Annotated in this window: 13 protein-coding genes, 2 tRNA genes and 1 pseudogene; 3 read left to right on the forward strand and 13 right to left on the reverse strand. The window is 44.4% G+C overall.

The features are described 5' to 3' along the window. Window positions 1–78, forward strand: a pseudogene (locus C8D84_RS12250) (IS1595 family transposase); the annotation flags it as partial. A 204-nt stretch (window positions 79–282) separates the two neighbouring features. After that, on the forward strand, window positions 283–1071 hold the full coding sequence (locus tag C8D84_RS12255) for an MBL fold metallo-hydrolase (protein ID WP_109592501.1): 789 nt from the start codon (window positions 283–285) through the stop codon (window positions 1069–1071). A gap of 63 nt (window positions 1072–1134) precedes the next feature. Here C8D84_RS12255 and C8D84_RS12260 read toward each other — a convergent pair. The 7 genes from C8D84_RS12260 to leuS form a co-directional block, all read right to left on the reverse strand. Next, window positions 1135–1210 (reverse strand) — tRNA-Lys (locus tag C8D84_RS12260). 159 nt (window positions 1211–1369) lie between these two features. Continuing rightward, a tRNA-Lys gene (locus tag C8D84_RS12265) sits at window positions 1370–1445 on the reverse strand. Between the two features lie 401 nt (window positions 1446–1846). Continuing rightward, on the reverse strand, window positions 1847–3796 hold the full coding sequence (locus C8D84_RS12270) for a MacB family efflux pump subunit (RefSeq protein WP_228244549.1): 1950 nt from the start codon (window positions 3794–3796) through the stop codon (window positions 1847–1849). A gap of 198 nt (window positions 3797–3994) precedes the next feature. Beyond that, a complete protein-coding gene (locus C8D84_RS12275) occupies window positions 3995–5335 on the reverse strand; it encodes an efflux RND transporter periplasmic adaptor subunit (protein WP_109592505.1) in 1341 nt (446 codons plus the stop codon). Window positions 5336–5570: 235 nt separating this feature from the next. After that, a complete protein-coding gene (holA, locus tag C8D84_RS12280) occupies window positions 5571–6647 on the reverse strand; it encodes a DNA polymerase III subunit delta (RefSeq protein ID WP_109592507.1) in 1077 nt (358 codons plus the stop codon). Window positions 6648–6705: 58 nt separating this feature from the next. Further along, window positions 6706–7425 (reverse strand): LPS-assembly lipoprotein LptE, encoded by a 720-nt coding sequence (locus C8D84_RS12285; RefSeq protein WP_109592509.1) that lies wholly within the window; start codon window positions 7423–7425, stop codon window positions 6706–6708. Between the two features lie 73 nt (window positions 7426–7498). Further along, window positions 7499–10186, reverse strand: a complete 2688-nt coding sequence (gene leuS / locus C8D84_RS12290) for a leucine--tRNA ligase (RefSeq protein WP_109592585.1) — start codon at window positions 10184–10186, stop codon at window positions 7499–7501. A 226-nt stretch (window positions 10187–10412) separates the two neighbouring features. Here leuS and C8D84_RS12295 point away from each other — a divergent pair, with 226 nt between their 5' ends. Then, window positions 10413–10784 carry a Spx/MgsR family RNA polymerase-binding regulatory protein gene (locus tag C8D84_RS12295; RefSeq protein WP_109592511.1) on the forward strand — a complete coding sequence of 124 codons (372 nt, stop codon included), beginning with the start codon at window positions 10413–10415 and terminating at the stop codon, window positions 10782–10784. A 31-nt stretch (window positions 10785–10815) separates the two neighbouring features. Here the strand turns inward: C8D84_RS12295 and C8D84_RS12300 are convergent, their stop codons facing one another. From C8D84_RS12300 to C8D84_RS12325, 6 genes are all read right to left on the reverse strand, one after another. After that, complete coding sequence (locus C8D84_RS12300) at window positions 10816–11049, reverse strand: hypothetical protein (protein ID WP_055124538.1); 234 nt, start codon at window positions 11047–11049, stop codon at window positions 10816–10818. 12 nt (window positions 11050–11061) lie between these two features. Then, window positions 11062–11976 (reverse strand): acetylglutamate kinase, encoded by a 915-nt coding sequence (gene argB, locus C8D84_RS12305; RefSeq protein ID WP_109592513.1) that lies wholly within the window; start codon window positions 11974–11976, stop codon window positions 11062–11064. 82 nt (window positions 11977–12058) lie between these two features. Further along, window positions 12059–13837 carry a phosphomannomutase/phosphoglucomutase gene (locus tag C8D84_RS12310; RefSeq protein ID WP_109592515.1) on the reverse strand — a complete coding sequence of 593 codons (1779 nt, stop codon included), beginning with the start codon at window positions 13835–13837 and terminating at the stop codon, window positions 12059–12061. Window positions 13838–13927: 90 nt separating this feature from the next. Next, window positions 13928–14392: a dUTP diphosphatase gene (dut, locus tag C8D84_RS12315; RefSeq protein WP_045444733.1), complete on the reverse strand. Its 465-nt coding sequence runs from the start codon at window positions 14390–14392 to the stop codon at window positions 13928–13930. 62 nt (window positions 14393–14454) lie between these two features. After that, on the reverse strand, window positions 14455–15858 hold the full coding sequence (gene mgtE, locus C8D84_RS12320) for a magnesium transporter (protein ID WP_109592517.1): 1404 nt from the start codon (window positions 15856–15858) through the stop codon (window positions 14455–14457). 112 nt (window positions 15859–15970) lie between these two features. Beyond that, window positions 15971–18004, reverse strand: coding sequence for a UvrD-helicase domain-containing protein (locus C8D84_RS12325; RefSeq protein ID WP_087815837.1), 2034 nt, complete (start codon window positions 18002–18004; stop codon window positions 15971–15973). Window positions 18005–18153 lie beyond the last annotated feature (149 nt).

Below are 18153 nucleotides of genomic sequence, written 5' to 3' on the forward strand. Positions count from 1 at the left end.
GAGTGGCGTTTTAACTACAGTGATCCAAAACGTCAATTACACCAGCTAAAACAATGGGTTAAACAGGAACTGAACTAGTTATCTAGGACAGCCCCTAAAATTATGCATGCAGTTATTAATAACTATGAACCTCATTGCCTTCGTATATAGCCACAAGCGTTCACTCAAAGTCATTACAAGTTAAATGGCGGGCGTTATACTTAATTCTATTAAGGCGCGTTAAAAGCGCCTCCTATAGTAGGGATACTATAACAGTGAGCAATCATGTAGCAGGGAATGCAAATGAGTTTATGTGAAATTGTACGTTTAGAAGGATATATCCAAAGTACTTATCTTGCGGTATATCCAGATAAAATTATGCTGCTAGATGGGGCGTGTCGCCCTGATGTGCTGATGGTATTAGACTATATTAAGACAACGTTGCAACGACCAATAACGGATCTAAAAGTCGTCGTGGTCACTCATATGCATCCTGATCATGCAGGTGGCGCTCATCAATTCAGAAAAGAGACGGGCTGTATCATTGTTTCAGCAGAAAAAAAGCGTCAATGGTATAGCGGTATCGGTGGGCATGCCATGCATTTTGTGGATATAAACCTTGCGCATTATGTGGCGAGACGTCAAGGTCGCTCCCTTAAGAACCTGTGTTATCCTGCCCATCTTACGCCTGATATTATCGTTAAAGATGGGGATAGTGTGCCGAAATTTGATGAATGGCAAGTACTGGAAACACCCGGACATACAGATCGTGACTTGTCTCTATTTCATGTACCAAGTCGGCAAGTCTATACGGCCGATCTCATTATCAAACTGCGTCATAAGTTTGTGGCGCCTTTTCCTATTTATGATCCTAAAGTCTATATTCAGTCACTACAAAGAATAAAGGCGTTAAAACCTTCTATGGTCATGATGGCGCATGGGTGTGAGCTGGCAATAGATGCAGCAACTTTTGATATGCTGATTACGCAAGCACCCAAGCATCCACGGACGATTAAAGACACGATTAAGCATAAGCTACTGTGGCGAAAAGACGCTGACTTCACTATTTTTAAACGAAACCGTAAAAAATAAAGTGAAATTTTAAACAAAAAAAAGCCCAGTCACTATTAATATAATGACTGGGTTTTCTAAATATGGTGGGCCGACCGCGACTCGAACGCGGGACCAATTGATTAAAAGTCAACTGCTCTACCAACTGAGCTATCGGCCCTGAAGAGTGTATAAAAAAGCATGGCTTTTTTAACTCTGCAAGTGAATTTACAACTTCGTAAATTCGGTGAAGTTTTCTAAAAGAAAGCTTCTTAAACTTTGTTACTTATTATGCCAATACCTGATAGAGCAATGTACATAACAAGCATAATACTAAATATGGTGGGCCGACCGCGACTCGAACGCGGGACCAATTGATTAAAAGTCAACTGCTCTACCAACTGAGCTATCGGCCCTGAGCGAAGATAAAATGAAGTAGTACTTCATCTGAGTGCAAGAGAATTTACATTTTCGTAAATTCTAAAAACTCTATACCTTTACTAGGTTTATATCTACTACAAGATAAGCTTCCTTGAAGGCAAACTTATTAAAACTAGACATCTAAAAAATGTCTTTAAACTTAATTTTTAATATTAGGTCAATCAACATTAAAAGAGGCATTAAGTTTGTTTCAACGTTTAAAGAATTTCTATCCCTAAACGTGAGAGCACATTATATACACTATCAGGACAATTACAACCCTGTAATATAAAAAAAGTGCAATTAATGCGAAAAAATGCGTTTTTTTATATAATTTGGCTTATTGGTGGCTGTTTCATGGCAGTAAATGCCTATTTAAAACGTCAGTCGCGACGTTTTAGTCCCTAGACAGTGCTTCAACAGGATCTAACTTGGCGGCGTTACGTGCTGGTAAAAAGCCGAAGACAACGCCAATCAAGGTTGAACAAATAAAGGCAGCAATAATAGAGGTTGATGAGTAAATCACTTTAAAGCTATCACCAGCAAAATTATTAATGATTTCACCAATAGCAAAGGCCAGTCCAATACCTAATAAGCCGCCCAAAATACAGACGAGTACGGCTTCTATCAAAAACTGCTGCATGATATCGTTTTGACGAGCCCCAACTGCCATACGTACCCCAATTTCATTAGTGCGTTCCGTGACTGATACTAGCATAATATTCATCACGCCAATACCACCAACGATCAACGAGATAACAGCAACCGATGAGATGAGCAGTGTCATAGTACCTGTCGTTGATTCAATGGTCTGACGAATAGAATCTGAGTTAATAATATTAAAATCATCTTTACCATGGCGACCTTCTATTATGTCGGAAATAGCTGACTCAGCGACACTAGATGAGACACTATCATCTAACAGTGCTATAAAACTATCAATATTTGCACTACCAGTTATACGTGACATCACAGTGGTATAAGGCATATATATGACGGGTGTCGTGCTACTTGGTCCAAAGCCACTGTCGCTTGCCTCAAGGACGCCAACCACTCGTCCAGGCACACTACCGATGAGTATGACTTCTCCGATAGGGTTATCTATATTTGCAAAAAAAGCACTCTTGGCATTGTCATCGATAATAATATCTTGACTGCGAAGGTCGATACTTTGCGAATCGAAACCTTGACCTAATGCCAGCGTCTCACCAGTGACCTCTAGATAATACTCACCAACACCATTGATGGTCGAGTCTTCCTGCACGCTGCGATAGCGTACACTAGAGCTGGTATTGACTTGAGGGCTCACATTGATAACATACGGTTGACTGCTGACCGCTTCTGCATCTTCTGGTGTGAGGTTGTCGTCATTATATTTACGTCGCGGGTCGCCTCTAGGGTAGCCGTCATTCACTGTTATAGTATTGGTTCCTAGCGAGCTAATATTTGCGAGAATTTGCTGCTGAGAGCCTTGACCAAGACCAACGATAGACACAACCGCAGCGATACCGATGATAATGCCTAACATGGTCAGCAAGGTGCGCATCTTGTGTGCACGCATGGCAAGTAAGGACATTTTAAAAGCTTCGAGCAAACGATCCACAAAGCTGCCGAAGGCACTTTTACGATGTCCACCAAGGATAGATTCTGGGTGTTGAGTTGTCGGTTTATAATGCTCAGTTTTATAATCAGCAATGACGTAACCGTCTTTCAGCTCAATAACCCGTTCGGCTTGGGCGGCAAGTTTGGGATCATGAGTGACCATAATAATGGTATGACCTTTAGCATTTAGGTCATGTAAGATCGCCATCACATCTTCGCCAGATTTGCTATCTAGTGCGCCAGTTGGCTCATCAGCTAAGATGACATCGCCACCATTCATCAAGGCACGAGCAACAGAAACACGCTGCTGTTGGCCGCCTGAGAGCTGGCTAGGACGATTATTTACCTTTTCACCAAGACCTAGATCAGTCAAGAGCTTTTCTGCGCGATTGATTCGTGCCTCAGTGTTCATACCAGCATATACGGCAGGGACGGCAACGTTATCTTTAGCGCTAATGTCACCAAGCAGGTGGTAGCGCTGAAAGATAAAGCCAAAATGCTCTCGGCGTAACTCAGCCAATTCATCTGCCTCTAGCTTGTTTGCTGATTGGCCATAAATCTTATAGTCACCTGCTGTCGCCTGATCTAAGCAACCCAAGATATTCATTAGTGTAGACTTACCAGAGCCAGATTGCCCGATAATCGCAACCATTTCACCTTGATTAATCGTTAAATTAACCTCGTGCAATACGCGAATGGTTTGCTCGCCGGCAGCAAACTCTCGAATAATACCCGACAGCTCCATAATTGGCTTGTCAGCGGTAGCTGCAGTATTGATATTATTCGGTGAGTTGGTTTCTATCGGAGCACTAGTGCTGTCAGTCGGCTGTTTAGTAGATTGAGATATAGTCATAGCAATGTCTTTAATCAAAGATAGTGAGTGTCGTGAGAAAAGGGCTAAGTTGCTCAAGCCCTTTTATCGTTAACATAGTCAAAGAATTAATTACATCCTTGGAGTACCACCAGGTATACGAGTACGACCACCACCTTTACCTGAAGCATTGGCACTACCTTCGCCGATGATGACTTGCTCACCTTCTTTTAAACCACTTAAAATTTGCGCATTTACTCGGTTATCAATGCCCACTTCTACTGTGCGAGGTTCTACTGTGCCGTCATCATTTAGTACGCGTACAACCTTGCTGGTTTTTGCTTGACCTTCAGTTTGATTTCTCGCGGGTCTTTCTTGTATGGCTGCTGATGGCACAAGCAACGCGTCTTTGGCTTGATCGATGATGATATAAATCTGGGCGGTCATATCAATACGAAATAATCGCTCAGGGTTAGCTACTTCAACATAGCCAACATAGTAGATCGCAGAATCGGTTGAGCTGGTCTTGCTAATTTCCTCAGGTGCCGGCTCAATAGCTGTCAGTGTCGCATCATACTGTTGGTCTGGATTACCGATGATATTAAAGTAGGCGGGCATACCAGCATTGACATTGATAACATCGGCTTCGGAGATTTGTGCGTTGATTCTAACAGTAGACAAATCTGCTAAAGTTACGATGGTCGGGGCTGTTTGATTGGCATTGACCGTCGTGCCTTGCTCTGTGGTCACTGAGACGACAGTACCTGATATTGGTGCGCGAATCGTTGTATAGCTAAGGTCTTCTTGAGCCGTTGCGACATTGGTTTGAGACTTTCGTAATGCTGCTTGTTGGCTATTAATGTTTGCAGTGGCTGTTGCAATGGCGGCTTTTGCCGTATCAATAGCAGCGCGTGCATTGGCGACCGCTGCCTGCGCTGTTTGAACTTTTGTTGCCTGTGTATCGTAATCCTGTTGTGATATCGCATCGATAGCGAGTAGTCCTTGCAGGCGTGCAAAATCAGACTGTGCTTGTTTAAGCTCAGACTGACGGCTGGCAAGATCAGCATAAGCACTTTTTAGACTAGCTTGTTTGCTTAACGATTCTGCTTGCGCACTTTGTAGCGCGGCTTCGCTTTGCTCAAGGCTGGCTTGTTCATTGCTCAGGCTGTTCTTCTGAGTCACTTGATCAATCTGTGCAATCAAATCGCCTTGTTTCACCTCGTCACCCACTTCTACATAGAGGTTTGTGACCTCACCAGAAACCTGTGCACCGACATCAACGGTATTAAGTGCTTTAACTTTACCTGATGCCATGACATTGTTTTCGATATCACCAACCTCAACAGGTGCGGTTAAATAACTGGGTTTTTCTTCTTCTGGTTTTAAAAAAGTATAGGCCAAAGCCCCTAATGCTACGATGATTAAGGCGATGACACCCCATTTGATAGCAGACTTTTTGCTTATTTTGCGCATGACAACAATCCAATTACAATTAAATCAAGTGTAGATATAGTAGAGACTTCACCTGCAAAAGGGAACGGAAATTAGTTTACGAAAGGTTAAGGTGGTTTTTATGGAAGGAGACCAAGCACTGCGCTGAAAGTTATCAAAATTAAATTTTAGATAGGATGCCATCATAATAGGAGGGGATTAAAAATCGACTACGCAAGTAATGAAGACGTTGACGTATACTAAGAAAAATTGCTATTTATCGTGCAGTAAATAGCCGCTTACCTGATAACTCAAGCGCTGCTTGCAATAATAACTCCCACGCTGGCTGACGCACGAGGCCTTTGATGGCTTGGTCACATTTATAAAGCAGGGCAGGCCATTCAGCCGTTTGCGCTTTTGACTGGCGACGGCAAGCTTGCTGGTACAACCCTTGTTTGCTACGCCAAATACCAAGCGCTTGCGGATCTTGCCCATCCATTAACTGCATAATTTGTCGCATGTCTTTACTAACCGCCCATAATACCAAGGTGGTTGGCTCGTCGGTGGCTTTCAGCTGAAACATGATTTTAGCGACTTGCGCGCTGTTACCGGCAAGCATGGCATCCGATAAATCAAAGACGCTAAATTGTGCATCACTGACCAACGCGGCTTGTAGATCCTTAATGTCTAAGGCAACATTGTTCGGGAGTTGTGTAGAGTGATCAGCCTGTTGACTAGCCTCAATATTCTTAGCGACTAACTGCGGCGCAAATAAGTAGGAGAGCCGCCATAAGGTCTGATAAGCGCTTAGCAGATGGTGCTCAGTATGCGACATAAGCAGCTGCCACGCCTCTTGAGACAGCCGTAAACCAAACTGCTGAGCTTGTATTTGCAGTAGCTGCTGTCGTTGCTGCTCATTATATAAATTGCAATCAATGACATGACCATATTGAGCAAATGGCGTAAACCACTTGCTGCTTTGCGCTCGTTTGTCTTGTTTGGGCGTGAGCCACAATAAACTATGACTGTGCGTCCCTGTTTGAGCTTCAACGGCAAAGTGTTCTAACTCAGTGATGACCGCCTTGTCGGGCTTATGATTGCCTGTCACGATGAGTGCACTGGCATCATCAAATAAAGACTGGCTACCAAGCTCTGACAATACTTCTTGCCAGCTCTTGACTGATATCAGCTCAATACGCTTAATCGCGTAATTCTGCGCGCGCCAATGTGGTCGCAGGGCATCGATGAGCCATTGACTGAGTAGTGGCTCATCACCATGCGCCAGCCACAAGCCCGCGACTGCAACGGAAGGCTGTAGTAGCTTTGGGTAGGCTTGTATAAAGGTATCTTGCATAGGGTAATAAGTACACAGATTGATGAAAATAAACGTGGAATGTGTTGCGCATTATAAACTATGGGTTTGGCACCACCACCGCGATCGATGTTGAGCCATTACCGCTTTGCACAGATTGTCTGACTCCAGAAGAGCTGACCTTTGGTAGGGAGATGGCGACATATTGATCAGTAATTCGGCGTGCCAAACTGTCATAGAGCCAGTCACGAATTTGATCGCCTTGCTGATCATCAGTGCTCACCGATGCTTCATTATATTGATAGCTACGCTCGACTTGGATAGGGTTGCTTAGCGTAATTGGTTTGCCATTCTCCATGGTCTGATAGCTGACATCTGCTGAAAGTACCAAGCGTATCTCTGTCAAGACACCGACCAGCTCATAACGCTTAAAACGGACGTTATTGATGGTGATAGCGGCAATGGGTTCAGCACTTGCTTGTTTGTTATTGTTCGCAACATCAGCTGCTGTCATGTTGTCAATGACATCAACACCTAAAGTCTTTAGGCGTCTTGTCAATGGCAGCTTAAGCGGAAATGAGGTGCGATTGTCTTCGAGAATCACGGCTGTTTTGGCGACATCAAGCAGCATCGGCGCATCATAGCCACGTAATTGAAAGCCGCAGCCACTAATAGCTGCCGTTGCACCTAGTAGCGTAAACATTGGCAGGGCAGTCAGAAAAGCCGCCGCCAGTTTTTGTCCGTTTGATTTTTTAGCAAAAGCGTCTTTTTTGCTTAAGCTGGCTTTGGGTGACTGACCTGCTCGATATTTATACGACATAATCGCTATCCTAATATTATAAAAAGGCTCAGACTAATCATTAAACTAATAAAAAGTACTGAGCCTAAAAAATCTATCCTACCACCACGATGTTTACCAGCTTATTAGGGACGACGATTTCTTTTTTGATGTCGCCAGTCAAGAATTTTGCCACACTTTCCATTGAACGTGCTTGTGCTTTTAGCTGTTCTGGATCGCTATTTGGGGCTACGTCCATTTTACCGCGCATTTTACCATTGACCTGTACCACCATCGTGATCATGTCTTGTACCAGAGCGCTTTTGTCAACTTCTGGATAATTCAAGGTAACGGTATCTAAACCCAATTGCTCAAGTAAATGTTCACCAATGTGCGGCGCATATACAGATAGCATAATCAGCAGATCCGTCAATGCCTCATGCTGTACCTGTAGGTCTTGCTTGCTATTGGCCTTAAAGCCAGTCAGCTCGTTGGCAAGCTCCATCAAACTTGATACAGGCGTGTTCAATGCCAAACGATCACCCAAATCACTATCAATTTTAGCAATGGTTTCATGGGTTTTACGGCGTAAGTTTTTGGCTTCTTTGCTTAAGCCATCAGTGCTCAAAGCTTCATTGTTCAGCGTCTCGATACTTAGGTTCGCGGCAGTAAGCGCTTGCATGTGTTCAGTAGCAATACGCCATACTTTTTTGACGAAGTTATAAGGGCCTTTGAGCGCATCATCTGACCATTCTAGCGTTTGATCCGCAGGTGCGGTGAAGAGCGTATAGAGACGAACGGTATCAGCGCCGTATTTATCGATGGTAATTTGCGGATCGACACCGTTATTTTTTGACTTAGACATTTTTTCGATTTTGCCAATGGTCACGGGCTGCCCATCAGATTTTAAGATGGCTTTAATCGGTTGACCACGTTCGTCATAGTCGATATCAATGTCTTCTGCAAAGTAGTAGGTGGTACTGCCATCCGCATTTAGGCGATAGAATGTCCCTGCCAATACCATGCCTTGCGTCATCAAATTAGCAAACGGCTCATTTCCTGACACCAAGTCTTCATCACGCATCAGTTTATGGAAGAAGCGTGCATAGAGTAGATGCATCACCGCGTGCTCAACACCGCCGATGTATTGATCGACAGGCAGCCACTTATTGGCGGCAGATTTATTGACCATGCTTTGCGCATCATTTGGGCTTGCAAAGCGTGCATAGTACCAGCTTGACTCCACAAAGGTATCAAAGGTATCGGTTTCGCGCTCAGCAGGATTACCACATTTAGGACATGTCGTATTGACAAACTCTGGAATGTTTTTTAACGGATTTCCGCGACCATCAGGAACGACATCAGTCGGCAAGACAACGGGCAAATCTTGCTCTTCGACAGGCACAGTACCGCAATGCTCACAGTTAACCATTGGGATAGGACAGCCCCAATAACGCTGGCGAGAAACACCCCAATCACGGAGACGGTATTGGATTTTTTTCTTAGCAAGCTCTTGTGGTTCTAGTTTGGTCAGCATGGCTTCAAACGCTTGCTCAAAGTCTAACCCATCAAATTCACCTGAATTGACCAAAGTCTTGCGTTCGGTATAAGCACGATTAATCTCAGTATCGTTCGCCTTTGCATCTGCTTCTAACGCATCGAAATAGCCAACAGGGATATCGATGACTTGTTTGATGGGTAAGCTGTATTTAATCGCAAACTCATAATCACGCTCATCATGAGCAGGGACAGCCATCACCGCGCCTGAGCCGTAGCTCATGAGCACATAGTTGGCAACCCATACTGGCACTTCTTCGCCAGTGAGTGGATGCGTGACCGTAAGACCAGTAGCCATGCCGATTTTTTCAGCTTTAGCTAGGTCTGCTTCTGCAACTGAGCCTTTTTTGCAAAGCGCACAGAATTGCGCAATCGCTTCATTATGCTCAGCCGCATACTGCGCTAGCGGATGTTCGGCCGCGACCGCCACATAAGTCACACCCATTAAAGTATCAGGGCGAGTAGTGAACACATCTAACGTATTGGTCTCGCCAGCAAGCTCATAAGGGAAGTGTACTTCCATGCCTGCGCTACGACCAATCCAGTTACGCTGCATAGTCAATACTTCTGATGGCCAGTGACCTTCTAACTGATCCAAATCATCGAGCAATTCGTCAGCATAATCGGTGATATTAAAGTAATACATTGGGATGTCGCGCTTTTCGACCGCAGCGCCACTACGCCAGCCTTTACCATCGATGACTTGCTCGTTGGCTAAGACGGTATTATCAACAGGATCCCAGTTGACTGTTGACAGTTTTTTGTAGACCAAGCCTTTTTTGTATAGCTGTAAAAACAACCATTGCTCCCACTGATAATACTCAGGGCTGCAAGTGGCAAATTCACGTGACCAGTCGATTGATAAGCCAAGCAGTTTAAGCTGCGCGCGCATGCTGTCAATATTGGCAAACGTCCATTTGGCAGGTGGCGTCTGATTAGCAATTGCCGCGTTTTCTGCTGGCAAGCCAAAACCATCCCAGCCCATAGGCTGCATGACTTCATAGCCCTTGAGGCGATAGTAACGGCTCAGTACATCAGAAATCGTATAGTTACGCACGTGACCCATATGCAGCTTACCGCTTGGGTAAGGGAACATCGACAGCATATAGCGACTTGGCTTATCGCTTGGCTCATTGCTCACTTCAAAGCGTTTGTCAGTTGCCCATTTGGCTTGTTGCGCCGCTTCTATCGCTTGTGGGTTATAATGATTGTTTTCAGCTTGGTCAGATGTCACAGTATTGCTCATAGTTGGCTCGAGATTGATTAATACGAATAAATTGGGTGAAATTTCACAATGCCATAGCATAGCGTAATTTGGCAAAAATTGCGATGATATGATAGGGCGTTTACGCATGACGAAGAATACAAATTCGAAAATTTGAGCGGGTTTTTAATGTTTTGGTTATCATAAACCAAATACCCATAGGCTTAGGTATAATAAACAGAATAATGATCATTGATTTGGAGTTTTTATGACCATCACTATTTACGGTATCAAATCGTGCAGCACCATGAAAAAAGCCTTTACCAAACTAGACGATCTAGGTATCAGCTATGATTTTCATGATTATAAAAAACAAGGTATCGATAAAGATAGCGTTCAGCGTTGGGTAGATGAATTAGGCATTGATAAAGTGCTCAATAAGCGCGGCACAACATGGCGCAAACTAGACGACAGTCAAAAGCAAGCGGCTGATGCTAGTCTAGATAACGCCATTGATTTGCTCCTAGAAAATACCAGCATGATTAAGCGTCCGATAGTTGAAGGTGAACTGACTGATAAAAATAAGAATATATTACTATGCGGTTATGATGAAGCTGATTTTGATAAAGTTTTTTCGTAAAAGAATACGGCTACCATCAATAAAGCCCGAGCTAAGAACCTCTTAGCTCGGGCTTTATAACACCTAAAATAAACCAAATCACACTTGCGAGCCATATAAGCAAGACGTAAAAGCGAATTTGTTCAGCATTCCAATCTAGAGCAAACCACTCAATGAGGAAAAATGACTTCCACCCTTCTATCCATTTTGCGCCACCATAGCCAATAATCCACCAGCAATACAGGCTTTCTAAGATAAAAAGTAGACACCAAAGCCATAATGCCATGATTTACTCCTGCTACTCGGCCAATGATGAACCTAAATCACGACTGATTAATGTACCAACCCCTTCATTGGTAAAAATCTCTAACAGCGTGGCATGAGGCACGCGACCATCGACGATCACCGCGCTTTTTACGCCGCTACGTACCGCATCAAGTGCACATTGGATTTTGGGAATCATGCCGCCTGAGATAGTGCCGTCTTCAATGAGGCTGTCGACTTTCTTTGGCGTGAGTCCAGTCACGACTTCGCCGTCACGACCCAGCACACCCTTGATATTGGTTAGAAGCATGAGCTTTTCAGCTTGTAAAAATTCCGCTACTTTACCTGCAACCAAGTCGGCATTGATATTGTACGTATTGCCTTCGCTATCGACCCCAAGTGGCGCGATGACGGGAATAAAGTCAGAGGCAATGAGCATGTTAATCACGTCTTTGTTGACACTGACCACATCACCGACAAACCCTAAATCGACGGGCACAGCAATCCCATCTGCGCCAATTTTTTCCATCATCAGTTTTTTGGCTAGGATTAAATTGGCATCTTTACCCGTCAAACCGATAGCGCGGCCACCGTGCTTGTTGATTAAGCTAACAATAGATTTGTTGACGCTACCACCCAAGACCATCTCGACAATATCCATGGTGCTTTTATCGGTGACGCGCATACCATCGATACGGTCTGACTGACGCCCCAACTCTTTTAATAAATTATCCACTTGTGGACCACCGCCATGCACGACCACGGGATGAATGCCAACAGTTTTTAACAAAACGATGTCGCGGGCAAATGAGCTCTCAAGCTCAGGGTCCGTCATCGCATTGCCACCGTATTTGACCACGATAAGCTTATCGACAAAGCGCTGGATATAAGGCAGCGCTGTGGTCAATACTTCAGCAGTGTTTTTGGCATCATCTAAATTAAGCGTCATTATAAACTCCTAAGTTATGGTATTAAAAAGTCATATTTTTATTTGACAGCAACTACTTTGACGGTAACTATTTTGCTCAAAACTATTCGGCAGGAATAGCGACAATTTGTTCCGCCAGTTTTTTATCAAATGGGCGACATAAAGCGGCAAATTTTGCTTGGATGTCGCGTAAGTCTTCTATGCTATCACCAGCAAAGCGTGCGGTAAGATTGTGACTGGTATTTGATTGGCGGAGCACCCCAAAACCATGGGCGAAATCTAAACGCACGCCATCAATACAGCTCAGCTTCGTCCCCACTGGCAATAAGCATTTGGCTTGCTTGGACGTCATATATTGCCGACTCATCGAACAACGGCAAAGCGATGGCTGGCTAGTAGCTATCCAATGATCAGCAGAATCTTTTGCTACAGTCGCTTCTACGAGTTGGCGTAAATACTGACAAAATTTAGTCAGCTGCTCGACGATAGTATCGTCTTTTTTAAGGGTTTTAGGCATCGGCAAATAATGATCCGCTGTACTGACCATAGCAGGCAATTGCTCTGTAATATCAGTCAGAGATTTTTTACCGTGAGCATCGTAAGCCGTTAGCCAATGCAGCAATCGCAAGGCTGCGTACATGGCATCATCATAGATAATAAAGCGGCTATCGTTAAATATGAAATGCCCTGACAATTCACCCGCAAAGACAATTTGACCAGCAGACTGCTGCATCTGTCGGCGCATAAAGCTGCTGCCCGTTTTACTGAGCACAGGTGTTGCGCCAAGCTCAGACAAGAGATTCAGTAGATGATGGGAGCATTTAATATCAAAAAGGATTTGAAAAGGCAGTTGTGAATGGCTTGGACTTTTAGAACACAGCGTTTCAGGGTGTTCGGTCAGCGCCACTTGTGCTAATAAATATAGCAAGTGATCGGGCGTGACAACTTTACCGCTATTATCGACGATCATTAAGCGGTCGCCATCGCCATCAAAAGCGATACCTATATTTGCTTGATGTTGACGCACACTTCGCTGTAATTGTTTAAGACGGTGTGGTTCAGTAGGATCAGGATTGCCAGAGGGAAAACTGCCATCTGCGGTGTCATTAATCATGATGACCTGCTGGCAAAAATGCTCAAATAAACGCTGGGCGATATTACTGGTCGCCCCATGCATGCAGTCTATGACGACCACTACATCAAGGGTGCCAGATGGTTGTTGGTTATCTTTGAGAAGTGGTTTATTACCGGGATGGATTTGCTTAAAGACTTGAGCGATAGCCTCAATATAAGTCGTCGCGACTTGTGTATCAGATAAATTAAACGGCTGATTACAAATAGATTTAGCAGTTGTATTTTTCAGCGTATTTTGAGCATCAACCTGTGCTTGAGCGTGATTGAGGTGGCAAGCATAGGTAGACCGTGTTTTTTGCCAAAGCAACTGAATCTCTGCATGGCTCGGAGATTGATGGTTGACCAACCATTTGATACCTAAAATGTCTTTAGCAGAATGACTGGCGGTAACGATGATGCCATGACCAGAATATTGCTCTGCCCAAAAAACCATCATGGGGGTAGTAATTAACCCCAGCTGGATAACTTGTAAGCCATATTCAGTCAGTATATCAGCCAATCTCTGAGCGATAATATCACTACCGAGACGCACATCATAACCAAGCACAATGACGGTTCTTTTACGGTCAATACTTGGTTTTGGCAGGCAGGCTTTGGCAGGAGCTGCGGTTGAGTTGCAATCTGTGGCACTATAAAGCTGAGCAAATGCCTTGCCCAATGCTTGAATAAAGTAAGTGGTAAAATGCTGGCGTGAACCACGAATATCATAAGCACGAAATAAGCATTGCTGCGCAGCAAAAGACGGCATCGCTTACTCTCCTTATGGCGTGATTCACGTGATGGTGATTTTGTGATGACTAAAAGATAATTAACATGGTAAATCAGTAATGATAACTGATTATTGGCGGCCTGAATGTCCAAAGCCGCCTGCACCGCGTGCACTGGTATCACTAAATTCTGATACCACTTCAAACTCAGGGCGGGCAACGGGTACGACGACATATTGTGCCATACGTTCCGCAGGATTCAACACAAAGTCTTCATTACTACGATTCCAAATACTGACCATCAGCTCACCTTGATAATCGGCATCAATCAAGCCAACCAAATTACCCAAGACGATACCGTGCTTATGACCAAGACCTGAGCGTGGTAAAATCATCCCTGCAAAGTTAGGATCTTGGATATAAACCGCCAAACCAGTACCGATTAAGTGCGTGGCACCTGCTTTAATCGTCAATGGCTCATCAATACAAGCGCGCAAGTCGATACCAGCGCTGCCATCAGTGGCGCGTGTCGGTAACGAGAACGCTTTATCTTCAGTAATTTTAGGGTTTAATACTTTAACTTGTACAGCTTGCATAACGCACTCACTTAACGGTTGGATAGTTTCTAAATAATATTGTTTGAACGTTGGCTATGTGATTATAGTATCAACACACTCGCCAAGCCTAAGAATGACATAAAGCCGACGATATCCGTCACAGTGGTTAAGATAACCGAGGCGGATAGGGCAGGGTCAATATTCATGCGTTTTAGGAGCAGTGGAATACTAATGCCTGAAACGTTAGCAGCAGTCATATTAATGGCAATGGCAAAACCAATGACGGCACTGATTTTAATGTCATGAAACCATAGTTGGGCAATAATCGCCATGATTATCGCCCATATGATACCGTTTATCGCGCCAACCCACAGCTCTTTATTTAATAACCATAAACGGTTGGAACCACCGATTTGACCCATTGCCATACCACGAATAACCACTGTCAGAGTTTGTGACCCAGCAATACCGCCCATACTTGCGACCACAGGCATGAGTATCGCCAGCGCCACCACTTTTGCCAGTACCGCCTCGAACTGACCAATCACAGCCGCCGCTAATAAGGCGGTACACAGGTTAATGCCTAACCAAATACTGCGGCTTTTGGCACTGGTTAAAATAGGCGCAAACAGCTCTTCATCTTGGCTGACACCCGCGAGGTTTTTCATGGTGCTATCGACATCATCTTGGATAATTTCCATGATGTCCTCGCCATTTAACTGACCGACCAACTCACCATGGCTATTAATAACGGGGGCAAAACGAATGTCCTCTGAGCGGAAAATCGCTGCAGCATCTTGGATGTCTAAGCGATCATTAATGGTGATGGCGTTATCAATCAATTCTGAGACTAAAGTAGTTTGATCATGTTTAATCAAATCGACCAGACTGAGCAGCCCGAGTAATTGTTGGCTTTGATCGACGACCAGCAGCTCTTGGCTTTCATCATCGAGCAAATCGTCATTTTCTCGTAGCCAGTTTTGTACTTCTGCAAGAGTGATATCATCTCTAATCTGAATGAGGTCAGGATCCATGTAACGACCGACTTCCCAGTCAGCATAGGTATCGAGCTTATTGACCTGCACTCGGATGTCTTCATCCAAGGTTGCCATCACCGAGGTACGCACACTTTCGGTGACGGTGTCTAAAATCTCAGAGATGTCTTGCGCATCAAGGTCTTGGGTAAATAAGGAAATATCTTTCGATGAGACGTTTTCTAACAGCGGCTGGCGTGTATCAAACTCTAACTCGGCAAGCACTTCGCCTTTGATGTTTTCTGGTACTTGTGCCCAAATCAATAAGCGATTTTGGCTAGGGAACGATTCTAATAGGCTCGCAATCTCATATTTGGACTGCTTGTCTAAAAACTCAGTAATCGCCTCGTATGCCTTGTCAGCAACCAAACTTTGCAGGTATAGAAGCTTATATTCGCCGCTATACTCTGCTGGATTGTAATCTCCCTGTAGCGTAGATGGTCGTTCCTGATCAGGCATAGGGGTAGGCATAAAGGTTCCAAAGTTTTTAGAAAGTATAAATAATAACAAACACTAAAATGTCGAATAAGTGCTAATTTCTCATGTCGCTAACTGGTGATGCTCTCAAGCGTTGAGCCTAACGCTAACGATTACCCAATAAAGCGCGAATATTAGCCAAGTATTCATCAGCAACGGCTTCTGGGTCTTTAGTCGCTTTTTTCTTTTTCACCTTGGCTGGCCAGTCGATATGCTCTTCTGGTAACTCATCTAAAAAGCGCGATTCAGAAGTGACACGCATCTGACCGCCCGCACGGCGCTGAGTCGCTAGCGTCAATGTCAGCTCTCGACGCGCACGAGTAATGCCCACATACATCAAGCGCCGTTCTTCTTCGACCGTCTCGCTTAGGATAGAATTGCGGTGCGGTAGCATTTCTTCCTCAAGCCCCATGATATACACAAAATCAAATTCCAAACCTTTTGCTGCATGCAAGGTCATCAAGTTAACCTTGTTGGTATTTTCTTCTTCTTGCTGTTGCTCGAGCATATCCAGCAACACCAGCTTACGAATGATGGTATCAATGGTGCGATCTTCGTCTTCTTCGGCGCGATTAATTAGTGATTGAATACTAGTGTAGAGCATATCAATATTATCGATACGGTTTTTTTCTTGTTGCGGCGTTTTGGCGTCGCTACGCACAAAGTCGATATAACCCGTTTCATCAATCATTTGGCGGACGATAGGCACAGGGTCAGGATGCTGATCGAGCTCACGCGTATAATGTTCAATAAACTCACCGAACTCCTTTATCGTACCATAAGCCTTCGACGGTAAAACATGCGCGAGCCCTGCATGCGTACAAGAAGCGAGTAGCGAGATGCTATGCTCTTGTGAAAATAAGCCTAACTTCTCTAGCGTTGCTGGCCCCATTCCACGCTTAGGCGTATTGATAATACGTAAAAACGCACTGTCGTCTTCAGGGTTCAGAATCAAACGTAGATAGCCCATGATGTCTTTGATTTCACTACGCGCAAAGAACGACTGACCACCCGACAACTTATAGGGCACTTGCAGTTGACGCAACTGCGCCTCTAGCATGCGCGCCTGAAAGTTACTGCGATAAAGAACGGCATATTGCTCCCACTCATTACCGAAACGCAGTTTATGAGTGACAATCTCTTTTGCCACACGCTCAGACTCATCATCATCATTACGACAGTTAATAATGCGAATTTTTTCGCCTTGACCTTTATCTGACCAGAGTTTCTTTTCAAATAAATGCTCGTTATTGGTAATAACAGCGTTGGCAGAGGTCAAAATACGCGTGGTCGAGCGATAGTTTTGCTCAAGCATGACGATTTTGAGTTTTGGGAAATCTTCTTTGAGTAGCGCCATGTTTTCCGGTTTTGCACCGCGCCACGCATAGATAGATTGATCGTCATCGCCCACGACGGTAAAACGCCCTTGCGGTCCGACTAAGTATTTAATCATCTCATACTGGGCGGTGTTGGTATCTTGATATTCATCGACGAGTAAGTAACGAATACGGTTTTGCCATTTATCGCGCAGCTCTCTGTTTTCACGTAATATCTTGGTCGGCAGGACAATCAAATCATCGAAATCAACGGCGTTATAAGCACGCAAATTGCGCTCATATAAGGCATAAAGGGTAGCGAAGATCATGTCTTCTGGATCGTCTAAGGTTTCCATCGCCTTATCCGGCTCAATCAGATCGTTTTTCCAGTCAGAAATCATTTTAATGGCTTTGCCGACCAATTCACGACTTTCAGCGCCGCTTAAATTGTCGCGCATCATCAGCTCCATCAGCAAACGCTTACTGTCGTCGCTGTCCATAATGGAGAAGTTACCCTTGAGCGGGGTATGAATCAACTCATAACGCAAAAACTGTAGCCCAAATTGGTGAAAGGTAGACACCGTCAGCCCGCGAGTTTTTTCACTCGGCAGCAATTTACTGACACGGGCTTTCATCTCGCGCGCCGCTTTATTGGTAAAAGTCACCGCGGTAATGCGCTCGGCTGGCATGTTGCATTCTTCGATTAGATACGCAATCTTGCGGGTAATCACCGATGTCTTACCGGAGCCGGCACCTGCTAGCACAAGTAATGGACCGGATACGTAGAGCATCGCTTCTTGTTGTTTGGGATTAAGTTGACTCATAAGGTGACCTGTAAGACAAAAGCAAAAAGAAAGCAAAAAAGGCGAGTGTTGATATCAAGCGTTGCTCAGTGAGATAAAAACAGCACGTATGAGGCAGATCGATAGCGCAAAATGGCAACATAGCATTATAGTTGGTTGCATCATCTCAA

The sequence above is a fragment of the Psychrobacter immobilis genome (assembly GCF_003148585.1).
Classification (GTDB): Bacteria; Pseudomonadota; Gammaproteobacteria; order Pseudomonadales; family Moraxellaceae; genus Psychrobacter; species Psychrobacter immobilis.

Bases quoted from the DNA above. Each gene is read 5' to 3' on its own strand.
- dut (WP_045444733.1), bottom strand. From the start codon at position 14,392: ATGCAAGCTGTACAAGTTAAAGTATTAAACCCTAAAATTACTGAAGAT.
- mgtE (WP_109592517.1), bottom strand. From the start codon at position 15,858: ATGCCTACCCCTATGCCTGATCAGGAACGACCATCTACGCTACAGGGA.
- leuS (WP_109592585.1), bottom strand. From the start codon at position 10,186: ATGAGCAATACTGTGACATCTGACCAAGCTGAAAACAATCATTATAAC.
- C8D84_RS12295 (WP_109592511.1), top strand. From the start codon at position 10,413: ATGACCATCACTATTTACGGTATCAAATCGTGCAGCACCATGAAAAAA.
- C8D84_RS12275 (WP_109592505.1), bottom strand. From the start codon at position 5,335: ATGCGCAAAATAAGCAAAAAGTCTGCTATCAAATGGGGTGTCATCGCC.
- holA (WP_109592507.1), bottom strand. From the start codon at position 6,647: ATGCAAGATACCTTTATACAAGCCTACCCAAAGCTACTACAGCCTTCC.
- C8D84_RS12270 (WP_228244549.1), bottom strand. From the start codon at position 3,796: ATGGAGCTGTCGGGTATTATTCGAGAGTTTGCTGCCGGCGAGCAAACC.
- C8D84_RS12300 (WP_055124538.1), bottom strand. From the start codon at position 11,049: ATGGCATTATGGCTTTGGTGTCTACTTTTTATCTTAGAAAGCCTGTAT.
- C8D84_RS12255 (WP_109592501.1), top strand. From the start codon at position 283: ATGAGTTTATGTGAAATTGTACGTTTAGAAGGATATATCCAAAGTACT.
- C8D84_RS12310 (WP_109592515.1), bottom strand. From the start codon at position 13,837: ATGCCGTCTTTTGCTGCGCAGCAATGCTTATTTCGTGCTTATGATATT.
- C8D84_RS12285 (WP_109592509.1), bottom strand. From the start codon at position 7,425: ATGTCGTATAAATATCGAGCAGGTCAGTCACCCAAAGCCAGCTTAAGC.
- C8D84_RS12325 (WP_087815837.1), bottom strand. From the start codon at position 18,004: ATGAGTCAACTTAATCCCAAACAACAAGAAGCGATGCTCTACGTATCC.
- argB (WP_109592513.1), bottom strand. From the start codon at position 11,976: ATGACGCTTAATTTAGATGATGCCAAAAACACTGCTGAAGTATTGACC.